This is a genomic window from Paenibacillus oryziterrae, from assembly GCF_042610485.1.
Classification (GTDB): Bacteria; Bacillota; Bacilli; order Paenibacillales; family Paenibacillaceae; genus Paenibacillus_AQ.
The window spans coordinates 210,545-229,708 of the sequence record NZ_JBGJZO010000002.1 but is presented as its reverse complement, the minus strand read 5'-3'; the positions used below and the strand labels follow the sequence as shown (position 1 = coordinate 229,708).

At 50.7% G+C, this 19,164-nt stretch carries 20 protein-coding genes, 1 pseudogene and 1 riboswitch; of the genes and pseudogenes, 11 read left to right on the top strand and 10 right to left on the bottom strand.

Annotated features, from left to right (window positions below):
• From ACAN55_RS03470 to ACAN55_RS03450, 5 genes are all read right to left on the bottom strand, one after another.
• Nucleotides 1–705 (bottom strand): ABC transporter permease, encoded by a 705-nt coding sequence (locus ACAN55_RS03470; protein ID WP_379128708.1) that lies wholly within the window; start codon nt 703–705, stop codon nt 1–3.
• Nucleotides 706–758: 53 nt separating this feature from the next.
• Entirely contained in the window at nt 759–1,052 is a 294-nt protein-coding gene (locus ACAN55_RS03465) for a thiamine-binding protein (protein ID WP_379128125.1), read from the bottom strand.
• A gap of 230 nt (nt 1,053–1,282) precedes the next feature.
• Complete coding sequence (locus tag ACAN55_RS03460; protein WP_379128121.1) at nt 1,283–2,359, bottom strand: ABC transporter substrate-binding protein; 1,077 nt, start codon at nt 2,357–2,359, stop codon at nt 1,283–1,285.
• Between the two features lie 121 nt (nt 2,360–2,480).
• Nucleotides 2,481–2,593, bottom strand: a riboswitch (TPP riboswitch).
• 49 nt (nt 2,594–2,642) lie between these two features.
• On the bottom strand, nt 2,643–4,085 hold the full coding sequence (locus tag ACAN55_RS03455; RefSeq protein ID WP_379128119.1) for a hypothetical protein: 1,443 nt from the start codon (nt 4,083–4,085) through the stop codon (nt 2,643–2,645).
• A gap of 75 nt (nt 4,086–4,160) precedes the next feature.
• Nucleotides 4,161–5,363, bottom strand: coding sequence for an MFS transporter (locus tag ACAN55_RS03450; RefSeq protein WP_379128116.1), 1,203 nt, complete (start codon nt 5,361–5,363; stop codon nt 4,161–4,163).
• A 152-nt stretch (nt 5,364–5,515) separates the two neighbouring features.
• On the opposite strand from ACAN55_RS03450, the gene ACAN55_RS03445 reads away from it, so the two are divergent.
• From ACAN55_RS03445 to ACAN55_RS03410, 8 genes are all read left to right on the top strand, one after another.
• On the top strand, nt 5,516–5,956 hold the full coding sequence (locus ACAN55_RS03445; protein ID WP_379128113.1) for a pyridoxamine 5'-phosphate oxidase family protein: 441 nt from the start codon (nt 5,516–5,518) through the stop codon (nt 5,954–5,956).
• A 127-nt stretch (nt 5,957–6,083) separates the two neighbouring features.
• Nucleotides 6,084–7,121, top strand: coding sequence for an EAL domain-containing protein (locus ACAN55_RS03440; RefSeq protein WP_379128111.1), 1,038 nt, complete (start codon nt 6,084–6,086; stop codon nt 7,119–7,121).
• A 106-nt stretch (nt 7,122–7,227) separates the two neighbouring features.
• Nucleotides 7,228–7,902: a response regulator transcription factor gene (locus ACAN55_RS03435; RefSeq protein ID WP_379128705.1), complete on the top strand. Its 675-nt coding sequence runs from the start codon at nt 7,228–7,230 to the stop codon at nt 7,900–7,902.
• Nucleotides 7,899–9,368 carry a sensor histidine kinase gene (locus ACAN55_RS03430; protein WP_379128108.1) on the top strand — a complete coding sequence of 490 codons (1,470 nt, stop codon included), beginning with the start codon at nt 7,899–7,901 and terminating at the stop codon, nt 9,366–9,368. Before ACAN55_RS03435 ends, ACAN55_RS03430 begins: the two co-directional genes overlap by 4 nt.
• Nucleotides 9,369–9,427: 59 nt before the next feature.
• A complete protein-coding gene (locus ACAN55_RS03425; RefSeq protein WP_379128105.1) occupies nt 9,428–10,339 on the top strand; it encodes an ABC transporter ATP-binding protein in 912 nt (303 codons plus the stop codon).
• Nucleotides 10,336–11,052, top strand: coding sequence for an ABC transporter permease (locus ACAN55_RS03420; protein WP_379128102.1), 717 nt, complete (start codon nt 10,336–10,338; stop codon nt 11,050–11,052). Before ACAN55_RS03425 ends, ACAN55_RS03420 begins: the two co-directional genes overlap by 4 nt.
• A gap of 1 nt (nt 11,053) precedes the next feature.
• Nucleotides 11,054–11,785, top strand: coding sequence for an ABC transporter permease (locus ACAN55_RS03415; protein WP_379128099.1), 732 nt, complete (start codon nt 11,054–11,056; stop codon nt 11,783–11,785).
• Between the two features lie 142 nt (nt 11,786–11,927).
• Nucleotides 11,928–12,293 carry an ArsR/SmtB family transcription factor gene (locus ACAN55_RS03410; RefSeq protein ID WP_379128097.1) on the top strand — a complete coding sequence of 122 codons (366 nt, stop codon included), beginning with the start codon at nt 11,928–11,930 and terminating at the stop codon, nt 12,291–12,293.
• 137 nt (nt 12,294–12,430) lie between these two features.
• Here the strand turns inward: ACAN55_RS03410 and ACAN55_RS03405 are convergent, their stop codons facing one another.
• Nucleotides 12,431–13,201 (bottom strand): CPBP family intramembrane glutamic endopeptidase, encoded by a 771-nt coding sequence (locus ACAN55_RS03405; protein WP_379128094.1) that lies wholly within the window; start codon nt 13,199–13,201, stop codon nt 12,431–12,433.
• A complete protein-coding gene (locus ACAN55_RS03400) occupies nt 13,176–13,727 on the bottom strand; it encodes a PadR family transcriptional regulator (protein ID WP_379128092.1) in 552 nt (183 codons plus the stop codon). Before ACAN55_RS03400 ends, ACAN55_RS03405 begins: the two co-directional genes overlap by 26 nt.
• 193 nt (nt 13,728–13,920) lie before the next feature.
• On the opposite strand from ACAN55_RS03400, the gene ACAN55_RS03395 reads away from it, so the two are divergent.
• The 3 genes and pseudogenes from ACAN55_RS03395 to ACAN55_RS03385 all read left to right on the top strand — a co-directional run bounded on the left by ACAN55_RS03395 (nt 13,921) and on the right by ACAN55_RS03385 (nt 16,876).
• Nucleotides 13,921–16,188, top strand: coding sequence for a heavy metal translocating P-type ATPase (locus ACAN55_RS03395; protein WP_379128089.1), 2,268 nt, complete (start codon nt 13,921–13,923; stop codon nt 16,186–16,188).
• Nucleotides 16,189–16,453: 265 nt separating this feature from the next.
• Nucleotides 16,454–16,618: pseudogene (locus ACAN55_RS03390) on the top strand (YiaA/YiaB family inner membrane protein); the annotation flags it as partial.
• Nucleotides 16,619–16,675: 57 nt separating this feature from the next.
• Nucleotides 16,676–16,876, top strand: a complete 201-nt coding sequence (locus tag ACAN55_RS03385) for a YiaA/YiaB family inner membrane protein (RefSeq protein WP_379128702.1) — start codon at nt 16,676–16,678, stop codon at nt 16,874–16,876.
• A 78-nt stretch (nt 16,877–16,954) separates the two neighbouring features.
• Here the strand turns inward: ACAN55_RS03385 and ACAN55_RS03380 are convergent, their stop codons facing one another.
• The 3 genes from ACAN55_RS03380 to ACAN55_RS03370 all read right to left on the bottom strand — a co-directional run bounded on the left by ACAN55_RS03380 (nt 16,955) and on the right by ACAN55_RS03370 (nt 18,982).
• Nucleotides 16,955–17,167 carry a hypothetical protein gene (locus tag ACAN55_RS03380; RefSeq protein ID WP_379128086.1) on the bottom strand — a complete coding sequence of 71 codons (213 nt, stop codon included), beginning with the start codon at nt 17,165–17,167 and terminating at the stop codon, nt 16,955–16,957.
• A gap of 129 nt (nt 17,168–17,296) precedes the next feature.
• Nucleotides 17,297–18,256 carry an L-lactate dehydrogenase gene (locus tag ACAN55_RS03375; protein WP_379128084.1) on the bottom strand — a complete coding sequence of 320 codons (960 nt, stop codon included), beginning with the start codon at nt 18,254–18,256 and terminating at the stop codon, nt 17,297–17,299.
• A gap of 219 nt (nt 18,257–18,475) precedes the next feature.
• A complete protein-coding gene (locus ACAN55_RS03370) occupies nt 18,476–18,982 on the bottom strand; it encodes a CcdC family protein (RefSeq protein WP_379128082.1) in 507 nt (168 codons plus the stop codon).
• Nucleotides 18,983–19,164 lie beyond the last annotated feature (182 nt).

The window sequence follows — 19,164 nt, the reverse complement described above, 5'->3', positions numbered from 1 at the left end:
CTATCGGCGCCGTGCTGGCTTCCAGCGAACAAGCCATTTCTCAAGCAAGGTAATTATGGCGAACAGCAGCAGGCTGAGAAGAACAATAATAATAATAGCAACGAACATCCGGTCCGTGCGGTACGCCGATTTCTGCAGCTGCATGTAAATACCGATTCCTTTATCTGCACCGATCCATTCGGCGATTACGGCTCCCATAACGGCATAGGTAGCAGATATTTTGATGCCGGAGAACAGGGAGGGCAGAGAAGCAGGAAGCTCAAGCTTCGTGAAGATCTGCCACTTGCTTGCCCCGGCCATTTGCATATAATTCATCATCATGATATCGCTTTGCATCAGTCCGCCCATCATGGCTACAGCTATAGGGAAGAAACACACGAGTGTGATCAGGATGATCTTCGGCAGCAGGCCGAAACCGAACCAGATGACCAGCAGCGGTCCGAGTGCTATGGACGGGACATTCTGGCTGAGGATCAGCAGCGGATAAAAGGTTCTTTTTAGCCAAGGGAATACATGCAGCAGCAGGGCCACCAGAATCCCGACGGCAACTCCGATGGGGAAGCCGATGATTGTAAGCTTCAGCGTAGCCAGCGTATGCTCCCAAATGCCAGAAGCGTTCTTTGCGGCTTCGTGGGCAATGGTCTCCGGCCCCGGGAGGATCCAAGCTTCAATATGAAAGAAAGAGACCGACAGTTCCCACAGCATCAAAAAGAATATGACCGCCAGGGCAGGCGGCCATATTTGCTTCCAGGCGGATCTCACGGCCGGTATTTCTCCGTCAGTTTCTCCATGCTGATTCCCTGAGGGTTATGGGCAATCTTGATCTGCGAGATCACGCTTGGACTGCCGGCAGCAATTAAGGCTTCGTGCATCTGGCGGACCACTTCCAGCAGCTCCGGAAGCTCGCCCTCCATAGTTGTGTCCAGCGGGTTCACCTGGTGCTTCACGCCGGACTGCTGAATCACTTCAATCGCTCTATCCACGTACGGGATAGAATCCTCGTTGTTCGGAGTTTTGGGAATAACCTGAATGCTTAACAATGTGTTAGCCATTGATCTCATCCTCTCGTTTTAAAATGCTCATTTTGGTGTTCTCCGTAACTACGGTGAATGTTGGACTTTCGGCCGCTGTTGTTCTCGGATTTTTTGATTATAATTACCGCTATTCAGCGGATAAAATCCGAGAACAAAGGCGATCGCTACGCTCCTACAGTTCCAAAATTCCCCTTCGTTACTCTCACCTTGTGAGCGGTTATTATCCTTATGCAAATAATAAACCCTGCCTACTCGGCTTCCGGCAGGAACTCGTTCGTGAATGCACTTGCGGCGTCGAGCGGTTTGTCTAGCAGCTTCAATCCGTACATCCAGTCGCCGTAATCCTTCCAGACGGATTCCTTCTGTTCACCCCAGCGCGGGGCATCGTCCTTGTATTTCGGGCTGAGCCATTTCTGGCTGGCGAGAACGAGATCGGCATCGAGATCCGGCACGGCTTTGGTCAGGATGGCAGCAGCGGCTTCCGGATGGTCGATCGCGTACTGATAACCTTTGGAGGTAGCCTTCAGGAAGGCCTTGACCAGTTCAGGATTCTCGGAGATCGCCTTCTCGCTGGTTGTCAGCACCGGTGTGTAGTAATCCAGCTGGGGAGCATAATCCTTGAGATACAGCATATCCAGCGGTTCGCCACGCAGCTCGGCTTCGATTCCCGTCCAAGCGTAGAAGATCCAGGCGAAGTCAATGTCGCGTTTCACGGCAGTGAAATAATCGGCTTCTCCGATGTTGACCTGTTTTACCTTTTTTACATCGCCGCCTTCGGGGTCCATGATCGCTTTCATGGCTGCTTCCTCGGCAGGGGAGCCCCAACCGCCATAAGTTTTACCTTCGAAATCTTTAGGCGATTTAATGTTGCGGTCTACAGGTGCGGCAAATCCGGAGGTATTATGCTGAATAATGGCTGCAATCGAGACCAATGGCACGCCCTGCAGGCGGGCAAGGGTAAGTCCTTCCTGGGCGCTGATGCCAAAAGCGGCTTCGCCCGAGGTAACCATTGTATCGGCTCCGGCCGTACCCGGCTGTACAATCTCTACGTCCAGGCCTTCCTCTTCATAATACCCGAGTTCCTTCGCGGCATAGAGTCCGGTATGGTTCGTATTTGGCGTCCAGTCGAGGGCAACCTTGATTTTGGTAAGCTCTTTCGGAGCTTCAGGTGATGCCGTTGCTGTGGATTCGGCGGTATTGCCGCTATTTCCGGAAGCATTCTCCGAAGCGCTGTTGCCTGTTCCCGCATTATTGTTCCCGCAGGCGGCAATGGCAATAACCAGCATGCAGGCCAGACATAAGCTTAGTACTCTTTTGACTCCCATGTTCTCTTCTCTCCTTTAGCTCTCCGCCTTCACAAAGTCGTGAACAATCCGAAATACCAAATAAAAAGCGCCCCGGAGACCGGGACGCTGCAGGCGCATAAATAGTGGCGGTCCGCTGAGGACGCATACTAGTAACGTTTCCTACGCTGGCATTATCCAGATCAGGTATAAGGGTCAGTATCTTGTGTGGGATACACTCTCAGCCGGCCAATTCCAGCACCCCTGCTTTATGAAGTTGCGGTTATTACGCTGTATTATAGACGCATGTTTCTGCATTGTCCAGTCAGTCCTGATATTTGAAACGTTTTTTGCGGCGCTCCCGGAAATACTGCCACAGCTGCCGTACAGTAAGGGCAAGGCTGACCAGAATCCCGCTAAAGGTAAGGAATAAAGCAAGATATTGAAAAGCAGAGTACTCCAGCATAACCTTCCAGTCGATCTTCCCCTTGAGGTCCTCAATGACCTGATTCATCCCGTAAATTCCGCCTATCACCGTATACACCGTAAGGATCATCAGCAGATTATCCCGCCGTTTGGCCTGGAACTTATCCTGATATTGAAACAAGTCATCCAGCGTCTGCTTCACTTCTACGAACAGTGCATCATTGCCGTAGACTTTGCGCAGCTGGAAGAAAATCTCCCGCCCTTGGGACTGTGAAATCAGCTCGAGAAAATAGAATTTGGCCGAAAACCGGTTAATGGCATAGATTAAGTCCTCAATCTGCTCATAGTCGTTATCGATCCGCAGCCGGGAGTGCATGTTCGCGAGCTTCAGAAGGACAATTTTATGAAAAATACTCAGCAACAGGCCATAATAATATTCCCCGTACATTTCATTGGCCAGCCGGACTGCCTGATCGTCATCCACCCGCGTCAAGCAGCAGAAAGTCTGTTCATTAGTCATGTAGTAGGTATCCGGTCCCCAGCGGTTGTAGGAATGGGTCTCGCAATAGTCTTTAATGTACTGTTCATCGCTGGCGCTTTTGTACGATTGTCCTTTGGCGTCCAGCCCGTCGAGCTGGGAAGCTTTATACCTGATGTTCAGGTCGAGCTCGGCCTCTTGTTCAAACTGGTAAAAGGCCTGGACCATCATCCGTTCATCGACGAAAAAGGGCAGTGTTTCAAAGTAAGCTCCATTCAGCTCCGAGGAGTCCAGAAAAGACCGCAGTCCCGGGATTAAATTGCTGAACACGAAATCCTCAACCTGTCCGAAGGAGCGCTTCCGGCAATGGATATGCGTATGTAAGTCCCTGCTGGACACATCTTCAAGCGTGCGGAAACGATCCGCGAACTCCAGCGCAAGGCTGAACGGAAGGTTGTCCTCTAGGACCTCAATCCGTATCGTAATGAATCCGAGCTGAAAGGGACAGATAAACACATCAGTGGACAGAACCCGGAAAGGGAGCGTACCCTGTGGCATTTCAAGTGTGCAGTCCAGGTTATTCACTCGTGAGAAACGGTGAAATGAGTTCTTGTCCTTCTCGCGGGGGAACAACACATGAGCCGCAAAAGGCAGATAGGAGCGCTCCATATTTTCGTGGGAGACAGAATATCCTTCTCCGTAATAGGCATTCTCCAGCTCCTTCTGGCTCAGGAAAAACCGCGTAAAGCCGTCTCTTTCCAGCTGCCCCGCAAGCTCCGGGCTTTGTCCCTGTTTAATGGAGAATGGAAATATGAACTGGAGCAGGGCTTTATGCAGCACTGGCTCGTCGGATAGATTGGACATTTGGATTCCCCGCTTCTTACACAAAATATACGTACAACATCATTTACCCGAAAAGGGCTGCATTGATTATCCGGTTTAATAACCGTGTTTCTCAGAGGTCCGCTGAGGGCGTAACCTCCAGGCGGCCAAGCTGATCAGAAACAGCACTCCGGCGAAACCTGCGAGCAGTCCTGCGGCTTCAGTTGCTTCCAGATGATCCATGGCCCAGCCCGTCAACAGCGGCAGTACAGCACCGCCGATCCCTCCGGCTGCAATCATAATGCTTGGCGTAGATTCCTCGGTGCCGGGCAGCAGCTTACTTGAGAACACCAGGGCAATGGAGAAAATTCCGGACATAAACAGTCCCAAGAGTGCAATCACAGCAAAGGCCGCCAAACGGTGTTCCGTAAAAGGGAACAAGGCCAGCAACAGCACTGTAGCGAAGCAGCTGGCCAGAACGTAGACGCGGTAAGAGATTCTTTCGGCAATAAGTCCGGCAAATAACCGTCCTGCCGACATAGCCAGCCAGAAGAAGGTCACCGTCAGTGCAGCTGCCGACTCACTCAGTCCCAGCTTGCTAATGAAGAGGGCTGGCATGAAGTTCACGAGACTCATCTCAGTTCCGACGTATAGGAAGAAGAATACTACAAACAATACGAGCACACCCCACTGCTTCCCGGAATAGGGTAGACGTTTGGTATTAGCGGTCTGGAGGTGATCTGCGGTACGCGGGGCACGCTCGTCCAGCACAGACTGGAGGCTGCCGAAGTGTCCCCTTCCCCAGAAGAACAGAGAAATTGAAGTGAAAGCAGCCACAATTAGAAAAGAATATCTCCACAACCCTGCGGCAATCAGAGGGCTTGCGATCAGCGGCATGACGAGCGCGCCAACGCCGAACAACACCTCAAGCCGGCTCATGGCGACTGCAGTGCCATCGGTAATAGCTGCAATGATGATCGTACCGATGACGGCTTCGATCATGCCAAAGCCGAACCCGGCAGCAACGGCGATCACATACATCCACCCCCAAGGCGGCAGGAAAGAGTAGGCGATTTCGGCAACCAGCAGCAGCCCTGTGGCGATCAGAATGCCTCCGCGCTTCCCGAAACGACGGTTCAGGAACGGGGATACCAGCACTCCGGCAAGGAATCCGGCAAATTGGCTGAAGATGAGCTCACCTCCGGCACTGTAGTTCTGGTCATAATGATTTAATAATACGGGAAGGATAGAGCCCAGCACGACATGGGCCAAACCGATGACGAAATAAGAGAGACAGCTGATCCAGATCAGTTTTTTCATAGCAGCTCCTTCATGTAAGTTTACGGATATGAACGGGATTCAATACGATCAGGCGGGGTACACTAATAGGGACAACGTATTTATGATAAATCCAAACGTACAGTGTGGATATATAATTTTATATTCACATCTGGAAAGGAGCTATTTCGTCCATGGACAACAAAGAGCTGGAACAGAAAATCATCAAGACGCTGGATGATAACAAGTTTGGTTCCTTCGGCACCATCGAAGCCGGCAATAAGCCCAAGGTGCGTTATATGGCCGTATTTCATGAGGGACTGAATATTTATTTGGCGACGAATCGCACAACCCATAAAGTAGAGGAACTGCAGGCCAATCCGCACACCTTTCTGTTGCTTGGTTTTGAGCAGGGCGGCAGCAAGGACGTGCTGGAGATCGAAGCTACGGCTGCGGTTACTAAGGATGAGAGCCTGCGTGCCAAGGTGTGGAACAAAGACCTGGAACCATGGTTTGATGGACCCGAGGATCCCGATTACGTCATCCTGGAGCTCACGCCTACCCGTATGGAATATGTGGGCAAGAACAAAGAGCATGCAGTCTGGGAGAGACAGACGGCTGGCTCCGGAATATAACAGTAATTCTAAGTAAGAGGCTTGGAGCTCAGCGGCTCCGGGCCTCTTTTTCAATGATCCATGAGACTGTGCCATGTTATAATGGCCTCAAAGTTAAGACAATCATTATTTACCCAGGGGGATGTCCATGAGTTGTAAAGATTGCTCTCCTATTGAGCCGATAGAGGACGAAGGTGAAATCAATTTGCGGCCGGCGTATCCTTTACTTGTCTCCGTATGTGAGGGGGCGGGTTATGCGCTTACTGTGAATGATAATAGAATAAAGATTGCTTACTCCAACCGCGACGAGCTGCTTCGCTTGGTGAAGCTGGCGGAATCACTCGAGAAGGAGCTTGCTTCGGAAGTGTACCTTTATATTACCGGCAATAACGGTAACAGATTTATGGAACGTTGGGTCACGCTGCCGCAGCTTAGCCTCCAGCTATCCAACCGCAATTTGATCGACATCATTATGAATGCCGAATTTACCAGCCACATGCAGCCCATTGTTGATGCATCGGAGAGCATTGTCGGCTTTGAGTTTTTACTCCGGCCGAAGCCCATGGGCAGTTACTTCCAGCCCTTTGAATTGTTTGAGATTGCCCGGCAGACCGGGTTTCATTCTTTTCTGGACCGGGCCGCACGTATTTCGGCCATTGAGAGTAGTGCGCGGTTTCTGCCCAAGGGCATTAAACGGTTTATTAATTTTTTGCCATCATCGATCTATAATCCGCAGTATTGCCTGACCCATACTTTTGCAGCGATTCATAAGCTTGCGCAGGACCCGGCTGATTTCGTCTTTGAAGTAGTAGAGACGGAGAATATCAGTAATATAGCCCATTTGGAGTCTATTTTTGCAGAGTACCGCAATCACGGCATCTCAGTAGCACTGGATGATGTGGGTTCGGGTTATTCCACCCTGGAAGTCATGTCCCGTTTGAAACCGGATTATGTGAAGATCGACCGCAGCTTGATAAGCTACTGTGACGAAGATGTGTTGAAGCAAGGGAAGATCGGGGAGATTATGCAACGGGCAGGTCAATTTGGCGGTAAGGTACTTGCAGAAGGGATCGAACGGCGCGAGGAGTTTGTGTTCTGCCGGGAGATTGGCATTGATTTGGGGCAAGGTTATTTGTTCGGGAAGCCGGCAGACAAGCCACCTGCGAATTTTGGGAACAGTGCGTAAGGAAGCGGCGGATTAGCCTTATCTACATAAATGAAATGAATGGAGTCCCCGAAGTCTGTAATCAGTTTCGGGGAATTTTGGTATGAGGAAAGGGTTGGGATGTGGCATGGGCATTGAGCTGTTATATATTGAAGATGACCGGGAGATTGGCAGGGCGGTTACAACTGATTTGAGCGGAAGAAATTATTCGGTACACTGGCTGCAGAGTGGAGAAGGCGCTTTAGAGCAGGCGAAGGATTGCCAGCTGGCCATTCTGGATGTTATGCTGCCGGGCCTCGACGGCTTTACTGTGGGTCAGCGGCTAAAGAAGGCCTATCCCCAGCTGCCGATCCTGATGCTCTCCGCCCGGACCTCGATAGACGATAAACTGCAGGGTCTGCAGTTTGCGGACGATTATTTGACCAAGCCCTTTCATCCGGATGAGCTGGCGGCGCGGATTGAAGTGCTGCTTCGGCGTGCCGGTGCAGCGGTCTCTGAGGCTCTGGCACTGAAGCATCTAGTCATTCAGGAAGGGGATAACCGGATTATCCAGGCAGACACCGGGGAGGAGATTCTGCTGACCGGCAAGCAATTTCAAATCTTTAATTATCTGCTGCGGCACTTGAATCAGATTATGACGAAGGAGCAGATTTACGAAGCCGTTTGGGGGGAGCCTTATATGGAAGGCGATAAGACGTTGATGGTTCATATTCGCTATCTGAGAGAGAAGCTGGAGTTGGATCCTGCCGACCCGCAGATCATTGAGACGGTCCGTGGGGTTGGCTACCGGGTAAGAGCATGAGGAAGAACGGACGTATCTCCCGGTTCCGGCAATCCCTTTTGTCCCGCTATCTCTTAATTATAATGATAGCCCTTATTTTTCTGCCGATCATTATTCCGATTAGCTTTGGTCTGTACAATGAATTGGGTGTTTTAGTAGAAGATAAACCGTTGTCCGGTCTTTCAGAAGAAGCGGGACTTTATGCAAGCGGCTTGAGACTGGAGAAAATGTGGCATGCGGAGGCTCTTCACCTGAAGGACGCTCTCCCCGCAGAGGTGGATGCCCGGCTGGAGGAATTAAGCCGTACCTATACCCGCAGCATGATGTTCTGGGTGGACGGGGAAGGTGAGACTCAGACTGCAATAGGCCCGGTTGCCACAAGTGTTTCGGCGGATGCAGCAGATCGGGAAGATTCTATAAATCCGGACCTTATCCCCGCCCACTGGACTGCTGCCCAGGCAATTTCCTTTATGAAGGAGGGTTCGAACGGCGATCCCTTTACGATTGTGGCATTTATAGGGGACAAGGCCGAAGCGGGTCAGGGGTTTATGGTGATGCAGCTTCCCCGCATTTGGATGAATAAAGGAAGATCACCGTTATACATGAACAGCTACGGATGGGTGCTGATCTTTATCGTGCTTTTGTTCGCAGCGGTCTCCTGGCTGTTTTTTGAGAAGATCCGCAGGCGTCTTTTGCGTCTGCAAAGAGCGATGACAACGGGCGGACAGGAAGGCTTTCCGGATCTTATTCCAAAGGGCAAGCCTGATGAAATCGGGATGCTAGAGGAAGCCTTCAACACCATGGTGACCGAGCTGAAGGACAGCCGCCGCCGGGAGCTGGAGGAGGAGGGTCTGCGCAAGCGTCTGATCTCCGATCTATCCCATGATCTAAGAACTCCGCTCACCGTTGTCCGTAGTCATGTCTACACTCTCGGTACAGAGAGCCTGTCGGAAGAAGGCAGGCAGTCGCTGAGACTGATGGATGAACGTATTGCCGATCTCAGTGTTCTGATTGATAACCTGCTCTCTTACAATTTACTGACCAGCGGCAGAGTGATTCTTAAGCCTGAACGGAAGGATGTACTGCGGCTGATGCGGGAAAGCGCGGCGGCTTGGTACCCGTTGTGGGAAAAGGAAGGCTTCGAGGTGGACATCGACCTGGAAGGTGAGCCGCTGTATTGGGAAGTGGATGAAATCTGGTTCCGGCGCGTACTCGATAATCTGTATCAGAATATTATGCGCCATGCCTCCAGCGGCCGTTATGTAGGGTTATTTACTGAAATCCGTGGCGGATCCCGCGTTATCATTATTTCCGACCACGGCCAAGGGTTGCAGAGTACTACAGGAGCTAAGGGTGCAGGACTCGGGTTATCGATTGTCGATCTGCTGCTTGGACGGATGAAACTTATGTGGAATGCGGACAGCTCATCATCGGGTACCTCCATTGTGATTTTTGCACCCGGAGACGGAAATTTAAACAAAACTTAAACTTGAGCGGGGCGCTCTTTTAACCTTGGCGGGTTATGCTGTTCTCCGAGGTGAAGAGAATGAGTGTGACCATTATTGAAACCAAAGGCCTGGTGAAGGAATACCGCGGACGGGCGGCGGTCGAGGATTTGAATCTCAATATCAAGAGGGGCGAGATTTACGGATTTCTCGGGCCGAACGGAGCTGGCAAGACAACGACCATCCGCATGCTTCTGGGATTAATCTCCCCGACGGCTGGGAACATCGAAATATTCGGCAAGGATCTTAGAAAAGACAAACTGAATATCCTCCGTAAAATAGGGTCTATGGTGGAGTCCCCCTCCTATTACGGGCATCTTACCGCGGTTCAGAATTTGGAGGCCATCCGCCGCATTCTGGACGTTCCCAAATCCCGGATCTCCGAGGTGTTGGATATCGTCTCATTGACGGGGGAAGAGAAACGTCCGGTGAAAGGCTTCTCGCTTGGTATGAAACAGCGGCTTGGTATTGCCTCTGCACTGCTGGGCAGCCCGGAGCTGCTGATTCTGGATGAGCCAACCAACGGGCTTGATCCGTCGGGCATCCAGGAGATCCGTGAGCTGATCAAGCGGATGCCGCAGGAGCATGGCATAACAGTTATGGTATCGAGCCATTTACTAAGCGAAATCGAGCTGATGGCAGATACAGTAGGGATCATCCGCCAGGGCCGGATGGTGTATCAGGACAGCATTGTAAATCTCGGTCAGCGGGTGGCGGGAGAAATGCGCCTCTCGGTATCGGACCCGGAAGCTGCGTTATCTGCTGCCGCAAGACAAGGTTATGATGGGGCTATCCGGCAGGGAGTAATCTCTTTCCCGCGGATGAATGATGCCAGAGTAGCTCTTCTGGTGAAGATGCTCGTAGAGAATGGCCACGCCGTATACCGGGTGGAAGAGCATAGACAATCCCTTGAGGAGTTCTTCCTGCAGGTTGTGGGCGGGGTGGAGCCATGATTTGGCGCGCACTGTCGGCGGACTGGCTGAAGATCCGCGGCAAGGGACTATGGTTTCTCGTCTTTCTGGGTCCGGTCGGACTGGTAGCCATGCAGGCTTTGAATTTTGGACTGCGCCTGGATTACATCAAGCAGCAATATGCTCCGGATCTTTGGGGAGCGCTTCTGGATAATGTCTCATTTTTTGTTCCGGTTGCTTTATTCCTGGGCACTACGCTGATTTGTTCATTAATGGCAAATATAGAGTACCAGATGAGCTCCTGGAAACAGCTTCTTGCATTGCCTGTTTCGCGGATAACGGTGTTTATGTCTAAGCTGATTCTGATCTTGCTGTTATTGACCGTGTCCTGTCTGCTGCTCTCTGCGGGCGTAATTATCCTTGGCCTCCTGCTGGGATTTGGAGGGGATCAGATTCCATACGGAGATATCTTGCGGATGGGTCTCCTGCCGTACGGCGCTGCACTGCCCGTGCTGGCACTGCAGTTGTGGCTGTCCCTGACCTTCAGCAATCAGGCGTTCTCAGTCTCATTAGGAGTTATTTTATCCATTCTGTCCTTGTTCTGGTCGTATATATGGGAATGGGTTCCTTTAGTCTGGCCTTATTATGCCTGGGGCAGTTCGCGATATGTTCAGTTTACCGGGGCGGGAATCCTGCTCGGCCTAGTACTCATTCTACCGGGGGCGCTGCATTTCTCACGAAAGGATGTGGACTGACATGAAGCTATTCTGGAGAGTGTTGTCCGCGGAGAGGATCAAGTTGTCCAAGTCTCATCTGTGGCTGCTTGTTCTGGCCAGTCCTGCGTTCGCGGTGCTAATTGGAGCCCTGGCTAAGGAGCCGGAAGGGTTCACCTGGGAAGGGCTGCTGTCGCTCATGGGTATGCTTCATGCATTGCTGCTTCTGCCGATCCTATCCGGCCTGTTTGTTGCTTTATTATGCCGTTATGAGCATCAGAATGGCGGCTGGAAGCAACTTCTCTCGCTTCCGGTGACCCGGGGGACGGTGTACCTGTCCAAGTTTGTACTGGCTGCAGGTCTGCTTGCTGCCGTGCAGCTTGTCTTTCTTCTGTGTCTGCTGGGAATGGGGTGGATCCGGGATGCGGGCCCCGTTCCATGGGAACTGCTATTTACAAGGGTTCTTGGCGGCTGGATCGCCGTTTTGCCGCTTGCGGCACTTCAGCTTGCGGTGTCTCAGGGATGGAGCAGCTTCGCAGCACCGCTGGCCTTGAATGTCAGCTTTACGCTGCCGAATATTCTAATTGCCAATTCCGCGACTTACGGGCCTTATTATCCTTGGGTCCAGCCGATAATTGCCATGTCTCCCTATTCATCAGGGGACGCCTTCGGTGCTTTTAATTTGCCGCTCGAAAGCCTGATGGTTGTTGTGCTCGGAAGCTTTATAATATTTTTCACGGCAGGCCTACTGTTCTTCCGGCGCAAAGCGGTGTAATCACTGTAAACCATTGTTTCTTGGGATATTCCAGTCTGATCTGCGTTCCTTGATCCCGAATGGACATTGCAAAAGGATTTCCATATAATTATGTACAGAATAGCACCCGGCACTGCCGGATGACCCATCGGGAGGCGGGAATATGGAGCCAGTAGCACTGGAAGAATGCGACAATACATGCGAGGGCTCAGAGCAGGAGCTGGAGTCCCTGAAGCTGGTTCTGCCAGACCCCGGAACGACGGATAAGATGGCGGAAATGTTCAAAGCACTCGGAGATCCGACAAGAGTAAGACTGATTTATGCTTTGTCCCAGAGAGAGCTGTGTGTGCATGATTTGTCCACTTTGCTAGACATGGGGCAATCTGCCGTATCTCATCAGCTCCGGTATTTGCGGAATTTGCGGATCGTCAAGCGCCGTAAGGAAGGTAAGACGGTGTATTACTCTTTGAATGACGCGCATGTGGAGCAGATCTTTCTGCAGACCCATCAGCATATTAGCCATGAATAGGATATAGCCAACTAAGGGACGGTCCCGGACGTAGATGATCTACGGACGAGGCAGTCCCTTTTTCTAATATAAGAATGTATTTGTTTCACTCTATCATTTAGCCGTTTCTCCTTGTATTACGGCCTATAGCCTGGGAGTTAGCTTGCCTTGCTCAGCTTGGCGGGGGTTGCGGTATTTCTCAAGCTCAACGCCAGCCATACGCACTGCGCAGCCAAAATTACAAGAATAAAGATGTCGTAACCGAGATAAGCACTGGTGTTATCGTTCCCTACGAATTGGATTAGGTTATGTATGAAATGGAACAGGATCAGCGGAATAATATTATTGTTGCGGACCATAAGCAAGGCGAGTACACCACCGACAAGAAGTGCGTAGACAAGCTGCAGCAGCGTTTGTGTAAGATTTTGGCCGGATATGGCATTCAGCAGATGAGTTACAGAGAACAGGAGGGATGAGGTAATGACTGCTGTTTTGATCCCTTTAGGCAGCAGTGTTTTCAGAATCAGACCGCGATATATACTCTCTTCCACGAATCCGACTAGCAGGGTGAACCCGATAAAGAACAGGACTTTAGAGAGACTGATGCTCTGGAAGCCCTTCAGGCTGACGGTAATTAGCACAAGGATTAGGGGGATGAAATATTTCCATTCTCCGGCAGAAATGCTGCGGAGCGAACGGAAACCAAGAGCAGTCCACTTATTTTTCACTGTGAAATAGATGATTAAGACGAGCGCAATGGGGATAAAAGAGATCAATACCGGCGAGGTGTAGGACGTAATCTCGTTAATGGTGGCATACGCTCCGGCTGCAAATACGGCTAGCAATAGCAAAAGTTCGATAATAACAACAGTTAGAACAGGGCGTCTTTGTGACAATGAGACTTTAGATTTCCGGGCTTGGGTTGACATGGTTTAGATTCTTCCTCTCCTGAATATCCGTTATCCACTGCTTTTCCATTTGGTAATGCTTCAGTCCATAGCCTAGTACAGAAACACGGTAATAGTAATTCTCCGGCTGTGGAATCCCGGCCAGCTCTCCGTCTACAATGTTCTTGACAGTTTCGAGGGTCTGTATTTCCTGCTCCAGCTTGAACAGGTATTCATTGAACCGCCGCTGCCGGGTCTCCTCATCCAGATAGTCGAAGAAGAAAATGCGGATTAGCTGTTCATTGCGCGGGCCTTGCAGAGGACCGGAGAGCCAATCCAGAAACGCTTGTCTGCCGGTTGGGACTAATGAATAAAGTTTCTTATTCTTGCTGCTGTCGGTTTCCGTGAGGGATACCATGCCCTTCTCTGTTAACTTCTTTAATGCCGGATACAGGCTGCCGTAACTTGCTTTATAAATAGTGCCTATTGAGCTGTCGATCGTCTTCTTCAAATCATAACCACTCATCGTGCTGTCCATTAACATGCCTAAAATAATAAAATCTAACACCGTAACACCTCTTTAAAATGTATCGTCTCGATATATCCGTTCGATATATGTATAATGCGCCTTTTGAATCATGAAGTCAAGCAATTGTTTGATTGACACTTCAAGAGCAAGAGGAATATAATACAACTAACAGAACATATGAACGATTGCTCATATATAGATTGCGGTGAAGGAGTCGATGGACTTGAGCACAATGGAGAAGGATTTGAAGCGCCAGTGGATCCTGGAAGGTCTGCACTGCGCGAATTGCGCCATGAAGATTGAGGATAATGTGAAGAAGATCGACGGCGTCTCCGATTGTTCCGTAAATTTCGTCACCAAGACGCTGACCATGGAAACGGCCGCCGGATACAAGGAATCCGCTTATTCCGAAGCCGTCCGAATCGTCACAGCACTTGAGCCGCATGTTAAGCTGAAGGAAAAAGTGACTCCGGGACTGCGAAGAACGGTTTCCTCCGGACACGGACACGTTCATGCTGGCGGCGATAATCATACCCATGCTGGAGAACATGCAGCTGCTGATGGCCATGCGAATACCGTAGATCATGCTCATAATGATGCGCATGATGAAGGACATGAACATACTCATGAAGCGGGAGAGCATCACACCCGGCGGACACTATGGCGTTTGGCGGCTGGCGGAGTCCTGGCAGCAGCGGGGATACTGCTCCCGGTCTCCGGGCTTCCAGAGTTACTGCTCTTTCTGCTAGCTTACGTCATTGTCGGCGGTGAGGTGGTGTTGCAGGCGGCTCGGAATATTGTCCGCGGACAGGTGTTTGATGAGAATTTCCTGATGGCACTGGCCACCATTGGCGCTTTTGCGATTGGGGAATATCCGGAAGGCGTTGCCGTAATGCTCTTTTACCAGGTGGGGGAATTGTTCCAGGGTCTTGCGGTCAATCGCTCGCGCCGCTCTATCACTGCACTTATGGATATCCGTCCGGAGACGGCGAATCTTAAGACAGCCGAAGGCATCCGTAGCATATCTCCCGAGCAGGTGGCGATCGGTGATTTGATTGTGGTCAGACCGGGGGAGAAGGTTCCGCTGGATGGAGTGATCACTGAAGGAAGCTCGATGATGGATACTTCCGCACTTACGGGAGAATCCGTGCCACGTTCGGCGGAGCCGGGCAGCACTGTACTGAGCGGATTCATCAACCGGAACGGTGTGATTACCGTGGAAGTGACGAAGACATTCGGTGAATCTGCAGTTTCCAAGATTCTGGAGCTGGTCCAGAATGCTTCCAGCCATAAGGCGCCAACCGAGAAATTCATTACAAAGTTCGCCCGGCGGTACACACCAGTAGTGGTCATCACTGCGCTGCTTCTGGCGGTAATTCCACCGCTCGTTATCAGTGGAGCTACATTCTCTGAATGGATCTACCGTGCGCTGATCTTCCTCGTGATTTCATGCCCATGTGCGCTGGTTGTCTCCATCCCTCTCGGCTTCTTTGGGGGGATCGGGGCGGCCTCAAGAAGCGGCATCCTGATTAAGGGCAGCAACTATCTGGAAGCGCTCGGCGACGTGAAATATGTCGTATTTGATAAGACGGGAACATTAACTAAAGGTCAGTTCAAGGTAACGGGGATTTATCCGGCACAGGGACGCACTGAAAGTGAACTGCTTCAAATCGCTGCTTATGCAGAAAGCCACTCCAGCCATCCGATTGCGGAATCCATCCGTGAGGCCTTTGGTCAGGAGATCAAGGATGAAAGCATCCGTGACTATAATGAAATTTCCGGACATGGTATTGAGGTTACTGTGGAAGGGCAGAAGGTCTTTGCTGGCAATGCACGGCTGATGGAACGGGAAGGCATAACGTACGAGGTGCCAACACTCGCGGGAACAACTGTGCATTTAGCCATAAATGGTGTTTACGGCGGGTATCTGGTCATTGCTGATGAGGTGAAAGAGGATGCTGCCCAGGCGATCACGGCGCTTAAGGGTCTTGGCATCCGCAAGACGGTCATGCTGACCGGAGATGCTGCTTCCGTAGCTGAATCTGTAGCGAAGCAGTTGGGAGTGGATGAGGTATACGCCGAGCTTTTGCCCCAGCATAAGGTGGAGCAGATTGAACGGCTGGATGCACAGAAATCTCCGAGAGATAAAATCATTTTTGTCGGTGACGGCATCAATGATACACCGGTTCTGGCCCGTGCGGATGTCGGTATGGCGATGGGAGGACTGGGCTCCGATGCAGCCATTGAGGCGGCGGATATCGTGATCATGACTGACGAGCCGTCCAAGATCCCGGTAGCAATCGGCATTGCCAAGCGGACACGAGCCATCGTCTGGCAAAATATTATTTTCGCGCTGGGTGTCAAAGCGGTGTTCCTGCTGCTGGGGGCCTTCGGGATTGCGACGATGTGGGAAGCGGTGTTCTCGGATGTGGGCGTAACGGTATTGGCCGTACTGAACAGTGTCCGTGCACTGCAGGTCAAGGAAGTATCCCGCGTATAAAGCGGATTTGTATTCTGAATAATGGAAACCACAAGCTGTCGTCAGGCCATATCCAGGGCTGAGGCAGCTTTTTTACATGTGACAGAAGCGGCAATTCCATAATAAAACAATTAATGACAGAAATAATTACTCTATAGTAAGATATTTGATGAAAAAGAAACTACTAGCGGAAGAAGGGATCCACCTGGAACAGCCGATAATTACAGCTGCACCTCCGAGAAAAGTGAATTTTTACAGAAGACGGAATACCGCAGCCTATTCGTTTATGGCGTGGACGGCGTTTGTCCTTGCGGCAGGCTTTGAGTTTGTAGGCGTTTATACGCTTAAAGAGCCTTTATCAGTAAAAGGATACTATGCCGTAAGCGGGGTGCTGCTGATTATTGCCTCCTTCATGCTGCAAAAGGTTGTCCGGGATAACGAGGAAGACTCGTTCCTCCAGGAGCAGAATCCGTACCACCGCAAGCGGAATACGTCGGCGTTCACCTTTCTGTCCTGGTCGGGGCTGGTTATCGCCGTGCTGTTTGAATACATAGGATTATACACTTTGGAAGAACCCCTTTATGTGAAAGGATATTACGCCATTGCTGCGGCCTTCCTGATCGTATCCTGCTTCGTGCTGCAGAAGACGATTCGCGACAATGAAGAGGATGATTATAATCTGGGAGCTACCGTTACAGCGGATAATTGATCCTGGGTAGCAACTGCCATGATAATTGATCAGGGCAGATATATAACTTGAACTAATGCCATTTGGGCGAGATCGTAACTACGGTGAATGTTTGGACTTCCGGCCGCTGTTGTCTCCAGATTTCTTGATTAAAACCGCTGTTCGCGGTTGAAATCTGGAGACAAAGGCGGACGCTACCGCTCCTCCAGTTCCAAAATCCCCTCCATTACCTTTGCCTTCAATACTCTTGAACAGGGCATGTACCTTCTCCTGCAATTTCAATTTATGATTGCTGACTGTTTTGCTCCACACAGAGGTGTAGCGTAAACAACGGTCCGTTCGCGGAGCGTCCACCAAGTGCACAAGTCAATCCAACTCAAAAAAAGTGGGGCCGTCCCAAGTAGCTATTTAATAGCTTATGAGACAGCCCTTTGTTTGTTTCTATACCTTGTCTAGCTGAAGACTCCTTATACCGGTGCGGATAATATCGCAGGAAGTATTGAACTTCGCGGATTCCGCGCTGTCGAGGTTGAACTCGATCAGTTCCTGGATCCCGCCGCTGCCGATAATCGCTGGCGCACCTACGCATACACCGTTTTGTCCGTATTCCCCGTCAAGAATAGCGGAAACGGCGATGATTTTATGCTCGTCGTTCAGGATGGAGCGTGTAATGTAGGCGAGTGCGCTGCCGATACCGAAATGGGTTGAGCCCTTGCGCGTGAAGATTTCCCATCCGGCATCCTTGGTCTTACGGGCAATATCCTCCAGGTCCAGATGCCGGAACCGTTCACGGTGCTGCTCGATAATCTGCAGAATCGGCTTCCCGCCGATGGTAACATGTGACCAGGCGACAAACTGGGATTCACCATGTTCGCCAAGTGCATAACCGTTGACGCTGCGTGGGTCGATGGAGAAGACTTCCGACAGCAGTGTTTTTAGGCGTGAAGAGTCAATAGAGGTGCCGGTGCCAATGACTCTGTGCCGCGGCAGGCCGGAGATTTTCCATACCATATAAGTGACGATATCCACCGGATTCGCGGCAACGACGAAAATACCGTCAAATTCGCCAGCCATGATATCAGTAACAATCCCCTTGGTAATGACTGCAGCATCATCCAGCACATCAAGTCTGGTCTGTCCCGGTTTGGGATTTGCGCCTGCAGTGATAATAACCACATCCATACCCCCGCAATCGCGGGCGGTTCCGGCATATACCTTCGTGCGTGTTCCGGTGAAATCCATGCAGTGTGAGAGGTCAAGGGCCTGGGCCATCGCACGGTCATAAGTACGGTCGACCATCATGATCTCGTCGCAGATCGCCTGGTTGACCATGGAATAGGCGCAGCTGGAGCCCACCATGCCGGAGCCTACAATTGCCACTTTTCTCGATTTACTTTTCAATTGCCAATCCCCGCTCTCTAAAAGTTATGCCAGTAATCTATTTATTATATTAACGTATCCCGTCGTAAGTTACCTGACATCAAATGTAGAAAATCGTGCTGTACTCCGACTTTTTCTGTCACAAATAACATGCGTTGTAAGGGCTAGTCTGCAGTCAAACAAAAAAAGAGACATTCAAATGCCTTCTGCAGCGTCTTGAATGCTCTTTACTTGGACAAGCTAACTTCTTGGTTGCGCAAGAGGTTCCTTCTCTGAGGTAAGTAGGTTGTAGCGCTTATACATGAACAATCTCCAGTGGAGAATCATGCCGAAAGCGAGGATGAAGAACAAGCCGCCTGATTGTGGAATGGACACATACCGGTTAATGAACTCATGCAGCAGCGAGCGGACCACCAGCAGACCGAGCAGAATAAAAGCGAAGCTTTTGGAGCGCTGGGCATAGATTTGTCCGTCACGATGTTCGAATTTAGTACTGCTGATCAGCGGATAAGCGAAGATAAACCACCCAACCAGAAAAGCGACAGGGCCCCACCATAAAGGAAATCTGACCTCAGGAGCCACAAACATGGCAAATCCGGTGGACATGCCAAGCGGCGGAATCCAGATTTTGCGGAGAGTAACCGGACGCTCGCTGGCCTTTAGTCGGATGATAATAACCATTAGCGCCATAAATGCGGCACCTAGAGTGGAGCCGATATGTAGAAATGTAGGGTTAAGGTTGCCCATAAATGATGTTCCTCCCTATGTTTAAATCCATACGTGCCTACATTATAGCAGAAAAAAGTGGGCATCACATGGACCTGAAAAGACTCCCCGGCTCTCCCGGGCGCTCCATGGAGTATATGCCTAAATAAACCGCCGGATAGACTCCGGCGGTTTATAATCAAAGCAACTATATACAGTTACTA

What these genes read in the sequence shown, in the direction of transcription:
- ACAN55_RS03470 (WP_379128708.1), bottom strand. Translation starts at nt 705, where the DNA reads ATGCTGTGGGAACTGTCGGTCTCTTTCTTTCATATTGAAGCTTGGATC.
- ACAN55_RS03465 (WP_379128125.1), bottom strand. Translation starts at nt 1,052, where the DNA reads ATGGCTAACACATTGTTAAGCATTCAGGTTATTCCCAAAACTCCGAAC.
- ACAN55_RS03460 (WP_379128121.1), bottom strand. Translation starts at nt 2,359, where the DNA reads ATGGGAGTCAAAAGAGTACTAAGCTTATGTCTGGCCTGCATGCTGGTT.
- ACAN55_RS03455 (WP_379128119.1), bottom strand. Translation starts at nt 4,085, where the DNA reads ATGTCCAATCTATCCGACGAGCCAGTGCTGCATAAAGCCCTGCTCCAG.
- ACAN55_RS03450 (WP_379128116.1), bottom strand. Translation starts at nt 5,363, where the DNA reads ATGAAAAAACTGATCTGGATCAGCTGTCTCTCTTATTTCGTCATCGGT.
- ACAN55_RS03445 (WP_379128113.1), top strand. Translation starts at nt 5,516, where the DNA reads ATGGACAACAAAGAGCTGGAACAGAAAATCATCAAGACGCTGGATGAT.
- ACAN55_RS03440 (WP_379128111.1), top strand. Translation starts at nt 6,084, where the DNA reads ATGAGTTGTAAAGATTGCTCTCCTATTGAGCCGATAGAGGACGAAGGT.
- ACAN55_RS03435 (WP_379128705.1), top strand. Translation starts at nt 7,228, where the DNA reads ATGGGCATTGAGCTGTTATATATTGAAGATGACCGGGAGATTGGCAGG.
- ACAN55_RS03430 (WP_379128108.1), top strand. Translation starts at nt 7,899, where the DNA reads ATGAGGAAGAACGGACGTATCTCCCGGTTCCGGCAATCCCTTTTGTCC.
- ACAN55_RS03425 (WP_379128105.1), top strand. Translation starts at nt 9,428, where the DNA reads ATGAGTGTGACCATTATTGAAACCAAAGGCCTGGTGAAGGAATACCGC.
- ACAN55_RS03420 (WP_379128102.1), top strand. Translation starts at nt 10,336, where the DNA reads ATGATTTGGCGCGCACTGTCGGCGGACTGGCTGAAGATCCGCGGCAAG.
- ACAN55_RS03415 (WP_379128099.1), top strand. Translation starts at nt 11,054, where the DNA reads ATGAAGCTATTCTGGAGAGTGTTGTCCGCGGAGAGGATCAAGTTGTCC.
- ACAN55_RS03410 (WP_379128097.1), top strand. Translation starts at nt 11,928, where the DNA reads ATGGAGCCAGTAGCACTGGAAGAATGCGACAATACATGCGAGGGCTCA.
- ACAN55_RS03405 (WP_379128094.1), bottom strand. Translation starts at nt 13,201, where the DNA reads ATGTCAACCCAAGCCCGGAAATCTAAAGTCTCATTGTCACAAAGACGC.
- ACAN55_RS03395 (WP_379128089.1), top strand. Translation starts at nt 13,921, where the DNA reads ATGGAGAAGGATTTGAAGCGCCAGTGGATCCTGGAAGGTCTGCACTGC.
- ACAN55_RS03370 (WP_379128082.1), bottom strand. Translation starts at nt 18,982, where the DNA reads ATGGGCAACCTTAACCCTACATTTCTACATATCGGCTCCACTCTAGGT.